This is a genomic window from Pedobacter panaciterrae (assembly GCF_013204795.1).
Classification (GTDB): Bacteria; Bacteroidota; Bacteroidia; order Sphingobacteriales; family Sphingobacteriaceae; genus Pedobacter; species Pedobacter panaciterrae.
The window spans coordinates 267,285-281,526 of the sequence record NZ_JABMKW010000017.1 but is presented as its reverse complement, the minus strand read 5'-3'; the positions used below and the strand labels follow the sequence as shown (position 1 = coordinate 281,526).

5 protein-coding genes are annotated in these 14,242 nt (G+C 36.7%); 3 read left to right on the top strand and 2 right to left on the bottom strand.

The window, feature by feature from the left end:
• The first annotated feature begins 206 nt into the window (after positions 1–206).
• From HQN86_RS12415 to HQN86_RS12405, 3 genes are all read left to right on the top strand, one after another.
• The gene (locus tag HQN86_RS12415) at positions 207–2,876 is read left to right on the top strand and encodes a metallophosphoesterase (RefSeq protein ID WP_172661275.1); all 2,670 of its coding nucleotides are present in this window, start codon (positions 207–209) and stop codon (positions 2,874–2,876) included.
• Between the two features lie 86 nt (positions 2,877–2,962).
• A complete protein-coding gene (locus HQN86_RS12410) occupies positions 2,963–5,305 on the top strand; it encodes a hypothetical protein (protein ID WP_172661274.1) in 2,343 nt (780 codons plus the stop codon).
• Positions 5,306–5,761: 456 nt separating this feature from the next.
• Positions 5,762–6,625: a DUF3800 domain-containing protein gene (locus HQN86_RS12405; RefSeq protein WP_172661273.1), complete on the top strand. Its 864-nt coding sequence runs from the start codon at positions 5,762–5,764 to the stop codon at positions 6,623–6,625.
• A 133-nt stretch (positions 6,626–6,758) separates the two neighbouring features.
• Here the strand turns inward: HQN86_RS12405 and HQN86_RS12400 are convergent, their stop codons facing one another.
• Complete coding sequence (locus HQN86_RS12400; RefSeq protein WP_172661272.1) at positions 6,759–7,943, bottom strand: YaaC family protein; 1,185 nt, start codon at positions 7,941–7,943, stop codon at positions 6,759–6,761.
• A 253-nt stretch (positions 7,944–8,196) separates the two neighbouring features.
• Positions 8,197–13,755 carry a reverse transcriptase domain-containing protein gene (locus tag HQN86_RS12395; RefSeq protein ID WP_172661271.1) on the bottom strand — a complete coding sequence of 1,853 codons (5,559 nt, stop codon included), beginning with the start codon at positions 13,753–13,755 and terminating at the stop codon, positions 8,197–8,199.
• Positions 13,756–14,242 lie beyond the last annotated feature (487 nt).

Genomic DNA, 14,242 nt, shown 5'->3' with positions numbered 1-14,242 from the left:
TCCAGTTGGCCGTCTTTGCATGAATTCTTCAGAAATGCTTAACTTTTTAGTTAAGTGTAAATATTCATTGTTAATGTTGTATATTATAAGTTAAAGTTTAAAGCTCAATTGCGGCTAGTTAAAAAACCATAACTTTAGCTCGCCTTTCATATAGAAAATTTTAATATGATCATTGATTTGATAAAACACATTACGAAGCACCTAAAATGAGAATTGTACAGCTCTCCGATATCCACCTTTCTTCGGCCAACCTTGCGGATTTGCGTAACTTCTTCCTTGAGGCCCTTATAAACGATTTAAATGTATTCCATGAGAAAGAACCTATAGATTTAATTCTTTTTACCGGCGACCTTGTCGACAAAGGAGGGGAATCTCTTGTAGATAAAAAGGGGGAGAATCCTGAAAGCTGTTATGAAATATTTAATCGAGAAATTATAACCCCAATTCGGAATGCATTAAATCTCAGAGCCGATCAAATGCTACTAATCCCTGGTAATCATGATATAGAGAGGGAAAAGATTGATAAATATACAGAACCTTATCTTTTGGGCCTTGACAAAGAAGCGATAAATGTTGAATTGGCGCTAAATAAGGCTAGTTTTCGAAATATAAATGAGCGAATTAAAACTTTTAAGGACTTTGAATTCAAATTTCACAGCGATAGTAAGAGCTATAACTATTCAAACAACGAATCTACAAGCATCTTTTTAGAAAAAGGTAACGCAATAGGGCTTGCACTTTTTAATGATTCTTGGAGATGCTCCTCAGATCTGAAGTCTGAACACCATTTTATGGGATATAATCAACTTTGGAATGCTAATAAAACCTTTAAAGAAGCCAAGACTAAATTTAATATAGCGGTATTCCACCATCCTTTAGCTGCTTTCAACGAGAGCGAAAAAGAGGAAATTGAAAATATTTTAGCATCACAGCCTTATGACATTCTCTTTTTTGGGCACAGTCACAAACATGAGGCGAAATCATTGACTTCGACATCTGGTAGCTATTATGCTATTAACGGAAGAAGTGCTTTTAATTCCGCAGATGAAAAGCATAGCCAGTATCAACCCGGATATAATATTTTGGATGTTAATATAGATACGAGGGCATATATCTTGCATGCACGAAAATTTATAAAAAGTACAGGATATCGTTTTGATAAAGACACGGACTCGATAATAGGAGGTGAGGAAAAGGGCTTTTTACCAAATACTTATGCCTATACCGAATTTGCAAAACCAGAACAGTCTAATAACGAGGATAAGGATCTTCCGAACAGTTACTCCGCCGATGTTCATAAGATTGTGGGCCTCTTGATTGGTAAATCGCTCTATCCAGAGCCGTATATGTTCGTGCGGGAGTTGGTTCAGAATTCGGTTGATGCTTGTAACAGGGTTGGAGAAAAGAAAACTTCGGCTGTCCCTCGCATTGCGGTCAATGTAAACAGTAAAGAAAACTATTTAGAAGTTTGCGATGATGGTGATGGAATGACCAAAGCGATCTTGAAGAATCATTTCTCGGTAATAGGTAAAAGTATTAGCCAAGAATTTAGCGATAGCTCGGGCAATTTTGATCTGATATCGCAGTTTGGGATTGGGTTTATGAGTACGTTTATTGTTGCAGAAAGGGTAATTGTTGATACCAAAAGTGATGACGACGAGCAAATAATCTTTGAGATTAACGATGTATTTAAAGGATTTAATTACATAAAGCCTTCGATTGAAAATGCGAGGTCTCTTTCTGGGACGCGTATACGCATATATATGAAGTCGGGATATAGTCCACGAGCAGCGTTAGATAAGGCACTTGAATATCTTAGGCATATCAATGGGCTTGAAATAAAGCTTGATAATGCTGTAATGGATGTCCCAAGCAATTGGAATGTAGAAGGTGCTGCATACAAGTTTGAGCGTGAATCTCCAACATTTGTAATGAAACTGGGAATCCAGGCAAATCCTACGCCCATTATTTCGTCAAATAGTGGTTTTAAGATAGGAACAGATTTACCTGAAATAATTCCATTTAAGTTTCCTTTTATTATAGGCGGAGAGGTGAATTTTCTTCCGAAGGGGATCGACTTTGACATGTCCAGAACAAAGATAATGCCTACCAAAAAGGCCAGCATGTTCCGCCAAGAAATGTCAGTGGCACTTCGGATACTTTTTAGAAATGCTTTAGAAGGAGGTAATGTTAAAATTGTTCCTGCAGTTGTAAGCTACTTACAATATTATCTTCAGTTCTATGACATCAACAATGCACAGATGCAAGCCACATATACGGATTTCTATTCTAAATCTGAACTCGTCACTATGTGCTCAGATTATACAATATTGCCCTTTCAGGGCAGCAATGTATCATTACGAGAAATTATTTCTTCAATGAGAAGACGGGGATTAGAGTATATATTCTATGTCAACTCCAACATTACAGACTATCAGAATATACTATTGCAATATTTAGAAAGTCAAGGTTATCTAGTCTTTACAAACAGGGGAATCAACGTTAATTTTAGAGATACGCCTCAATCTATTAGTTCACATGGATTCATGTCTCAAATTGCAGCTCAAAACAGTATTAAAATCCTAGAAATTAACCAAGCTCCCGCGCACCTTCTTGCAGATATGAAAATGGATATTTCCAGTTTTCCTGAAAAATTGGGTACAATGTTACCTCAAATTGCTGCCGAAAACAATGTCACAATTGACGTTGGGAAATTTAGCAGGCTTCCCAAGTCGTCTGTAAGGCATCAGAACCAAATCTTTCTAAATTATGAGCATGAGACGTTTACGTCCCTACTCAAGATGATTGACGAACCTGACGAACAATTTAAAATCTATTTATTGGGTATCTTGGGACTACCTGGACACAGGCCATAATTGATTTTAGAATTATGTGGCTTTTGCTTCGCGGTCTATTTGTGTGTTTTTGATATATTTATACCTAACCATTCTTAATTTAACCGATGAATAGCCCTCAAGATGTAACCTTAAAAAAAATTGCCCTGGGTATCAATCCGGAATCGAATCTTAAAAGCTGGATCCAATGGCCACCAGATATGTTTGCCCTTTGTGCCACCATTATCAATCGCACGGGAGCCTACAAACTTTTGCTGATGGATCCCCTTATATGGAATAATCCAACATGGACAAATGACATAAAACGTATTGCTTTGCTCTGGGTTAAATATTCTAACTCACTCCTGCTGCAGAATGCGCCAACGAAAGCTTTTCTTGAACACCCAGTTTTTGCCAAACATTACAAAATATTAATAGATGACTGGGAAAGCAATGAAAGTGTTAAGCTGGATCATGTGAGGGTATTAGGTAATATCTACAAGCAAAATGCCCTGCCCTCCTGGAAAAGGGTAGAAGAATTTACTCAGGCGCTTTTGTTTATGTATGTGCTGGCCGATACGTGTTGTGAGGGTTTGGGATTCTTAGGACAGCCACTCGCTAAGCAAAATTTGCCTCATAGAAATTTTTTCTGCGTTGCTAATTTACTTCTTATCAATACTGGTTCACTGAGCACTATTCCCAAATTTCACGGAGTTGTCCTACCGAAAATGAGAACACCCCAGGCAGGTATGGTACCCAGATCAGTTACCCATTACCTAACTTTTCATGCCACTGAGGTTGAAGTTTTCTGGCGAACTTTTCCCTGGCTGGAGCAGCGAAACAAAAGCCTTAACATTTTAGCAGTTCCATATCCTTATAAAGTCGAGTCAAACGATTTTGAACTTATGGGGGACAATTATCAGCCAGTTAGGTATTTCAAAGCAAATGTCTCGGGACGTGAAATCCAAGAACCTTTTCTGATAAATCTAGTAGAAGAAGTTCTGACATTAAGTAAAAAAAATAAACAGGTAGATATTCTGGTTTTTCCTGAAATGTCTCTATCTGATAAAGAATATGATTTTTTACTAAATGAATTACACTACCGATTTGCTAAAGCTCAATGTCTGGCCAGGCTGCCAATAATCGTAGCAGGTGTAATGAGTAATTATTCTGAGAAAACAGTAAATGAAGCCATTAATGATACTTTCTTGAATGAAGTTCGTCTAGCCATACACTTTGCAGGAAAATGGCACAGTAATACCCAGCGTAAACACCATCGCTGGCAACTCGATAGAAATCAAATCCGTCAATATGAATTAGAAGGGCATTTTACTGCTGACAGCCTTTGGTTTGAATATTGCACCGTCTCACAGCGCCGGTTAACCATTCTTGCTCCAAATGACTGGCTTGCCTTAACCGCTTTAATTTGTGAAGATTTGGCGAGACAGGAACCAGTTGGAGAAGTCATACGAGGAATCGGCCCCACACTACTAATGGCCTTATTGAGTGATGGTCCGCAATTAAAGGGTCGCTGGTCAGCCAGATATGCCAGCGTTCTTGCAGATGATCCTGGTACCGCAGTACTCTCGCTAACATCAAAGGGAATGATGGATCGCTCGAAGTCTGAAGATCCAAAAGTTAATGAAAGTGCTAAGCCTATTATCGGTCTGTGGAAAGATATGGTCAACAGCTGGAGCGAATTTGAATTGAAAGAAAAAGGCAACGCACTTTTATTTACCATTTCGTCGAAATATAGAGAAGAGTTCACTCTCGACGGCAGGTCGGACCGTAAGTTTGCTTCAGTCTTCCAGCTCGATAGTCAATTTCCAGAAAGTATCACTATAGAGACTGAATCAACGAAAAAAAGTAAATCAACAACTACGGGCGATATAATCAAATCCAATAATCTTCGGGAACTATCTGCAATACAATTTGTGATCGATGCCGTCATAGATATTTTAAGTTCTGAAACCAGACAGGACATTGAGAAAGGGCGAGGCAACGTTGTACTTAGCAAAGATTTCCTCCTAACCTTATTGCAAGGCAGAAAACTTGAAAAGAATGATAATGTAAGCTTGAGAGGTAGAATCGCCCATATTGTTTCCAAAGCATGGAAAGAACCACACACAGTGGGTATTTCTGCAAGTGCGGCTACGCAGTCTGAGGAAGAAATGAAGGTAACGGCAACTATCATAGAAGAAATCATTTCTGAATTGTCTGGTACCGCACCTGATGAGACTGCGCAGTTTTATTCGGAATTAATTCAGCGATGCGAAACACAACTCTCTTCAGTTGATAGCAAGTTTGAGCAGAAACAAGTCTATATGAGTATACTTTATAACCTATTTAACCGTATCGTAAACTGGCTACCCACAGCTTCTAAAAATTCTACAAATGCCATTAGCGGAATGGACGTTTCAAAAGCCGTGTCGCTAAAAGCTAAAATTCTCGAAATTATATTAAACTATTAATTACTGAATGAAGAGGATGGCCTTCCAAACATTGAATACCAATATGACACTTGACAATATACTGAAGCATTTCAAATCATACTGATTTAAAAATGGTCTTGTTGTTATAGAGATTTACCATCCTGAAAATTCTGATAATTTCTTTGATGTGAGCCTAATTATTATGTAGGCATAATGATTTCCCTTCAATTTGTAAATGAGATTAATGGCGAAGCGATTGTGGAGAATCATATTAATATTAACCCAATTTTATATCGGTCTATTTACATCAACAATAAAATACCTACTAGTCAATTTTTGATTTAAAAATGCCTAGTAGAGAACTTTTCAAACTTCTCTACTAGGTATAAAATTGATTGTGATAGAGCTGGGCATGATTAAATGATAAGAACAAGGATCTGAAATATTTCAGGTTCCGGCATAAATATCTTAGGTTTATACTGAAAATCCATTGAAATGAGAGCAGGAATTTTTATTGATGACTCCGGAAATCCCGGGACACAAACTGAAAATTTATACGATACTACCGATCGTAAAAGTTGGTACGCAGTTGTACTAACTTCAGAGCAACGCATCCAAGCGCATTCATTTATGACAGTGCTAATCAGAGAGAACTTCGGTATTTATGGTGCAAAAGAATTTCATTTCACTGATATTTTTAGTGGGGTTAGAGCATATAAAGGTGTATCTCTTGATACCCGCTTGCAGATATTCGAACATTTTGCCACTATTTTCCGGGATATGAAATATCCTATCCTCCACATGACGATGACTAGTGCCGATTATGAGCGAAGTAAAATCGTGCGGCCCAAAGGAAAGCATTTGATCGATGGTTTTGATATGACCAGGCATGAGGACCTCACGCTGTGCTATTTGTTGCTTCGTTGCCATTATTTTCTGAAAAAAAACAGGAATGGTTACCCACCTGTAGAGATAGTTATTGATGCTGGAAGGCAGAAGGATGGAAGTATCCAGGAAATGAATGAATTTAAAAGTGATTTCATCGATAAAACAATCAGATATGTTGCCTCCGAAAAGGAACCGATGTTACAACTGGCTGATTATGCTGCGTTCTGCCTTAACAGGGCGTACTGGCTACAGAACAAGAGCAAAAGAACAGACTTAGATCTTGCTTGGCTACAAATATTTGCATGGGCGGATTTTCAGACTTTGACCATGCATCGAATGCTTACTGATGCGAAGGGAGATACAAAAGCGATTTACGAAGAGATGTTAACTAAGGCATATAAAGTAAATGATGATCGCAATGATATTGGATTGGAGGAGATGCTTGGACAACTGGATTGGAACAACCCGTGAAGGGAGAAAATCTGATTTCCATCGTTGCTACATGTTTGTCTTGCCGGACTACGAGAAATTGATTGTCACACACAGATTTGTTCGAAGGCTATGCAAAACCAATAAATATATTTCTATGATTTTTAATTGCTAGTTATATTTCTCCCATCCAACTGCCTTGACTATGAATATTTAATTTTGTCCCTTGTATATGTTCGAGCATTTGCAACGGCAGCACGTGATCCATTACGGAAATATAATAGTCGATTAAAGATCCAATATGATTGTCTTCGCCACTGGTTATGCGATACCAGACATCTGGCATATATCTTACTATGATACTAAGCGCATAAAGTAATACGTAATTTACTGCAACAGAATGATAGCGTTCTCCCCAGATCAGTTTTACAAAGCTGGTCGGAACGTATTGAGATGAATATGTTGGAAACAGTTTCCACCAGGTCATATTGCCAGGGTGAGAAATGGAACCAATAATTGTATCGGTTTTAGAAACCGTATCACTGTAAGTCCTAAAGTTACGAAGTGGCATGCCTAGGCTTTCCAAATAGGGAATGTCGATTTTAGAGGATTCTGTGTAGATTCCAACATCGGTAGTTTTGTCTAATTTTTGGGAATCTTCAAGTGTAGGGAGCCGGTGGTGAGTTTTAATAAACATTTCATTAAACTCGGACTGAGCAATCATGTTAGACTGGGAATGTCCAACATGCAAAGATAGTGGTGCTTCATCTAAGTATTCTTCAATTACTGTTCTTAACTCGGGTATCGTTCTGAATAACTGAGAAAGGCTAAGCATTTTCTCGCGAACGTCAGGAGTTATATCATCCTGTTTTTTTATTCCTTTGTCTTGAATACATTTTTTCATATCCCATCCCAGAAATTTTCCGTAAGAGTTAAAATGTTCGCCCTGTGTTGCATAAATTAAAAGGTTATTATGGACTTTACCGTTGGGTATGAGGAAAGTTTTTAAACCGTGACCATTTTCTGTATGACGTTGAATTTCTCGAAGCCCATCTATATTAACAACACTAGCTACCTGTTCAGCTATAGTCAGTTGAAGCATAAAATAGTAACGTGACAGGACTTTGGAATTAAGTGATTGGGAAGGCGATTGCCAATAGCCCAACGCACTTTCTATTACCGAAGACAATCCAATAGCTTTAGTTTTTATTACCTCATCAGTGATTGCTGCATTTGGTGTTTCACTTAGCTTGTCTCGCAACAAATTTTCACAAAGTCTCGTGCTTTTAAGCCTGTTGAGTCTAAGAAATACAATTTCATCCGGATTCTCTGCACGAAAACTTTGACTGTTTTTTGCCATGATTGCTGATAATTTGATGATTTAAATCTACGATTATCTGTAGCAATTTAAGTAAGTACAAGTAATTTCTATTTGGCTCAACCGAATGCTAGGAAATAGCAGATCTTGTCTTTACTGTTTTTTATGTATTTGAAAAGGATGGTTTCCAAACTTTTGAGCAGCTGTAGTATGCAGAAGTCAGCCAAAATTTCGGCGACCCTCTGCAGTCATACCAGTAAATAAAGTGACTTTTAAACTAATTTTTGCAGTTAGTTTAATTGATTATACCCCAATTTTCTATGTAGTCGAAAAGAGTTAAGCCACTATTTTTAGATTTTAATGAAAATAACCTTATGTGTTTTCTGGGCATAGAGCCAACGCGTAAAAGAACATTTAATTTTGAAGTATCTTTTACTGTCCTTTCGTATTCGAGTTCTTTTGGAACCTCAAACAATGATTTTATTAATTGTTCATCCTTGAGGAGAGTATCAAAAAGAGTTCTATTTTGCCCATCCAATGCACTTGTGCCTAGAAGGTATTCATCATCTCGCAAAGTTGTCATTGCCTTTATTTTCACCCTATCAACAAGCATCGGATGTTGGGTAATGGCCTTGACGAATTTTTCTGTTACCATAGGCGAAAGAATTACAATTTCTTTTGCGTTTTTAAAATTTTGTAAGCATTTATTGGCTTCCTCTATCGAGGCATATCTGAAGTACTTTAGATTGTGTTCCTCAGCGACCCTGTTTGCTTCATTCAGTTCTTCAATTTTACTATAGTCTTTCAAATAATATTCTAGAGCTTTAAGCATCTGACTACCTGAAATTGTTAAATCTGCAATGAGTACAATTGATTTTCCTGTTAGGTCTGAATTAAAAAGCACCTTTGCATTTTTGTCCCAATCAAATGCCCGGGGCAAAAAATTAGCTTTATTAATTAGCCGTAACAATCCATTTTCATCCCTTCCAGGATGTTTTAGTGGGAAAATACAATCCCCATCCTCTATATATTTGGACGTAGTGTTTTTAAATTCCTCAATATTTTCATCTGTAGGACCTTTATGAATAAGTGCCACCTCCATAATCGCACGATGTAATTTTGGTATTTGAATGACAGGTTCATGTTCGGCCATATATTTTGCGAGCTGAGAACCCTTAATGCTTTCTTCATTAAAGATGCTTAGCCAATTTATTACTCTTTCGCTTACATCTGAAGTTGACCAATAGTGTGGTGTTAACATGCGCACGAATGCTGCGGACTGATAGGCCTCAAATTCTTTTTTTGCTTGCAAATAATCCTGATCCTTGGGGAATACCTTTTTGAATTTAACAACGGATTTTGCATTCTCATACATGACCCTTCTTTCGCATACGCGCTCATAAGCCTTGGATAGTTCAGGTTCAGTAATGTAAACCCAGACACCTTTCTCGGTTTTGTAAGTGTAGTACCTTTTGCCATTAATTAGTGGCTGCAATTCCAGGTAAGTTTTGGACCAAAATTGAGAGGTATTGCGATCGAATAAATATACAGGTAGTGACGTAAGATCTTCGGTTTTGTAGTGAACCTTGATGTCTCTTTCTCCTTTTTCTATATTATAAAATTGTGCAAATTCCAATTTTATTGATAAAAAGTCAGCTGGTCTAATTTTTTCAGTTTCATAAATTACATCGCTGAAGAGGCTTGTTTCTTCATCTAGCAAAGTCACTAAGTTAAAGTCACCTAAATCCACTTCGTTTTGGAACAAGATAAACGAGGCCCGTATACTATCATTGAATTCTTGCAGTGTGGTGTTTTTTGGCTGGGTTCGGTGATCTACAGCAAATAATACATCGATTGCAATCTCTGCTTCTGCAACAAATTGAGCAAAATGTATGCTTAATAACTGATTGAACTTGTTATTCACATTTGAAGCTGTCCGTTCTACAAATTTCCAAACAGTTTGCAACCAGGCATAATGAAATTGAAACGCATTTGTATTTGGATTAACTTTCTCCAATTCAGCAAAAGCGCAGATAAATTCTAATTTTTCTTGGTCACTGGTAAGAATGGTCTCAGATTTAGGGAAAAATCGTTCGTTTAATGCACTCAATTTAAAATTGAAAGGGTTTTCGCTATCCTGAAGCGCCCAGAGGTTTGGGTTATGTTCTTTAGCTAACGTGAATAGATTTTCCCAATATGCTTTCGCGTCATTTGATTGCGCAACTCCCGACATCGCTATTTTTTTCTCAAAAACGGAATAGAAAGGAATTAGCGGCTTATTCTCTATTAAAAAGGGATTATTGTAATAGACAGGATAGTTTGTTTTGAAATCTTTCTTAAACGTTTCATCTTTCCTGATTCGGTCTGCTATGAGGATAATTAATGAATGAAAATTTGGCGCAGTTTCATATATTTCGAGCTTTGTTGAATCCTCCATTAAGATTTCGCATTCAGTGCCATCGTCACTTGAATTGATGGTTAAGTATTCGAATTGACCCAGTGGTAGTTCTCCGTTGATGTTTTTAATGAAAACATGGCTATCATTGGTCAATACTATTAAACCATTCAAAGACAGGTTCTTTACACATAACATATCTCTCATGGGATACAATTTTGCATTGTCATTCACTAACCATTTTCCGAACATCGAATCTTTATCAATAATGGAGTGGGCTCCCTTTTGGAACATTTCCAAGCTCAAGTTCTTGGCGAAATGGAAAATCAATAATATCTCAAGGAATAAGTCAATGAAATTGTGTTTGCATTCAAACTTATTTAGATCCGAACCTTCCTTTTTAGCCAACAATAGGTTATAGCTGCTGGCAGAGAATTCACCCGAATAGTTTTCAATGGCATTATTAATCCAATCAAAAGTTATTTTTTTCTCACCTAAATCTATCTCTTTAGAAACCTTTAGTAGATTTTCCCAAGCAACTGATAGGGCTGAGGGGTCATCTGAATGCTCAAATAATGTTAAAAAACAAAGTGAATGGTAATACTCAAGCGCAACGACAGGAGATTTTAAATTTTCAACCATCTCAGGGCTATCGCGCCATTCACTAAATCTGGCTATGACGTATTTGGCAAGGTTCTGTGCAACATCACTTGTCATTTGATGGTTGGTTACAATCTGGTATACCGTTGAGATAAAATCGACTTTATCTCTTTCAGCCAACATTTGTTCGAGCACCTGATAATTATCCTCTGTGTAGGCGATTTCAGGTGTTTCCATTGCCGAATGTATAAGGGGTTTGGAGCATTGAGTTAGAAATTTTGTTGGTATTTTAAGTTTATATTTGAGGGCCAAAGTAAGTATTAAACTGCGATGGACATCGTTTAAATCGATTCTTTCATACATCGATGCAAGCAGGGTCTCTACTTTTTCGGTATGCTCGATCAAAGAATTGTCTTTCAATAGAATCGTATTTAAGTATTGCCCCAAGGAAAGACCTGTGATACGTTCTTGTTGCTTAATTAGTCCCCAAAATATCTCTGGTAAACTATCAAAAAGGTCACTGTAAAAAAGCATAAAAAGCGTTCCCCGACCTGACACGGAAAATGGCAGAATGCCCGCTAGTTTAGTTCTGATGTGCTTCAATCTTGAATCACCGGAGAACTGGTAGTAAAAAAATCTGATATTATCTTTGATGCCAAATTTTGCATCCTCAGTAATACCATCCAATTTTGCAATGGCTTCCTGAATCTCAATTTCAGATAACAGATTTTTATTCTTATTGGCTTTATTTATTGAATATTTCGCATCATCTTGAAAGCGCTTAAATTTACCTGAAATGAAATACTCGTGAACATTGCTGATTTCCGTTTTTGAAGGGTTTAATTCTAGCCCATTAACAGAAGACCATTTTTGTATGTTTTGCAATACCTCTTTGGCTTTTTCTTTATCTTCGACGAAAATAAACACATCATCGACAAATCTGTAGTAGAATTCTCGACGTTTATCTTTAATAAGTTCCTGCTCAATTAATCGATCCAGTCCTATCAAATATAGTTCAGCAAGGTAACGTGCATATGCTGGACCTTGTGGAAGCCCTTTATCAGCATTACCAGTTGTTTGTCTGGAAATACGCAAGAGATACTTGACAATATTATGGTATCGATATCGGCTTTGATCATCAAGTTCTTTTATTTTGGCATCAATCTTAGGTGGAGCTTCTTCATAAAGCTTAATTTGTAATCGTTGGAGGTCAATACGATCGTAGAAGCTTTTTATATCGACTTTAATTAGATAGTAATTTTTAAATTCCTCTCCCTCTAAGATTTGTTGAACATTTTTTGAAAAAATTGACCAGCTGACGAACCAATTAGAAAAAATATTAGAATTGTAAAATCCTGGAGCAATGCGATAACCGAAGGAGTTCTGTGAAACTTCAGAGTAAAAAAGGTTATTTAAAACAAATAGAAAGTAGGAGGAAACAACATTTGTAATATAATCTATACTATAAAGTACTCTTAACTTGTCGATCTCGTTTCTGTCGAATCTGAATACTTCACTGACATCTGGGAAATTACCTTCAAAAACTTGACTAATGTATTGTTCAACCTTGTCCATTGAAATGTGTTCGAGCTTTTTCAATTGACTGTACAATGGAATCTCATCATTGATAAGATTGTACCGTGATGTAGAAGCAACAATGGTTTCGAAAAGATCCTTGGATATATTAGTAATGCTAAATGGAGGTTGAGGAATCAGTTCGATTCCATCTATAAGTTGAACTGGAGAGTCTATTGGATCACAAGTGCAGGTTTTACATCTACCTAAATGATGACAAGAAACGGGATAATAGTTTTCAGCGAGTTTTAGTTTCTGTTCAGTTATATCTTTTCTATAGCCTTGAATGCCAGAGAAAAACTCATTAAGCAAATTATAGCCCAAATTAGGGTCATCTGCATTTTTCAATTTTCCAAGCAGTCCAACCATCAAACTTCTACTATGGCCACTAAGCCCTTGTTGATAATTTTCCAGAATTGAACCAATGTGCTCACATTTTTTTAATGAATTAAGTACACCTTCTAAGTTCGCACTCATTCTAGGGGGAGATTCAACTCTAATATTTTTTAAAAAGGCGAATGGAGATTTCGAAAAAACCTCTTTTTGTATCTGATCAAACTCATCAATGTATGGTTTAATCTTCTCAGTTTTTACCAAAGGATAATCTCCAATGATATTGAGTTGGGCTAATAGGAAGTCGTTCGTTGGCTCGGATGGATGAGATTTCTTGTCGAAATTGAAATCTCCAGCTTTGTTTAAAAAGAAAGATAGTTTATTGGAAACTTTGTTTTGGGAAAGTGGTAATTTTACGCCCAGCCCAACCATTTTTGATCCTTTCGTAACAGTTGGCGTTTTAGGAAATAAATCTACATTGATGTTTTGTTCAAGTATTACCTTGGATCTAATTAATTTAACAAGTTTAAAGCCATCTTCTTTGGTTTGCAGCTCATCAAAAATGATCCAAATATGAAACCCCCTTCTTCCAGAAAATTCAAGAAGATAAGGTATTTTTTCTTTCAATAAATATTCACAGATTTTATCAGCGGACTTTTTAACTAGCTGAAGATCGGATTCTTTAACTTCTTCTTCCCCAATAGCGGCTTTAACAATATCTAGGTCAAGACATATCCATTTGATAAAGGCATGCTGTAAAGTATGAATTTCCTGGTAAGATAGTAGGCTCTTTTGCTCGAGCAACATATCATCTATCGTAGCAGGTGTAATTTTATTTCTTACTAGTCGGTAAGTTCCATTATCATTTTGTCGCCCATATTTGTTATCATCGACATAGAACAGGTCGAAGAGCTTTGATGATAATTGTTTGTAAATTGGCGAATTACTCATTTATTTTTTTGAATATAATCCAATATATTCTATAAGTTAGTTGATTTATAGTTTCAAATATATGGTATTCGATGTATCAAAACCAATCAAGCTCTTTATTGATTTAACAACAAGAATTTTCTTTATACCTTCCTTTATAAAATTGGACAATAATGGTCGCCTTCCGATCATTACAATATATCCAGTTGATAACGCAATTACAGACGGTTTAACTATTATATGTAAATATTTAATATGGTTACTCATCAAAGCTAAACTTTATGACTACTAGATAGTTTTTAATCGAAATATTCCCTAGTAGAGAACTTCCATCTTCTCTACTAGGTATAAAATTGATTGAAGTTATCCGCATGCGACTAAAACATGCTAAGATCCCAAAAGCCGCTCTGAAAGTTGCGGATCTATCTCCATCATTTTCCCCTTTAGGTTCGCTAGACGCGTTAAATCGTACATAAAATCCGTCGACAGAAGCAAGTGGGGCCACCCG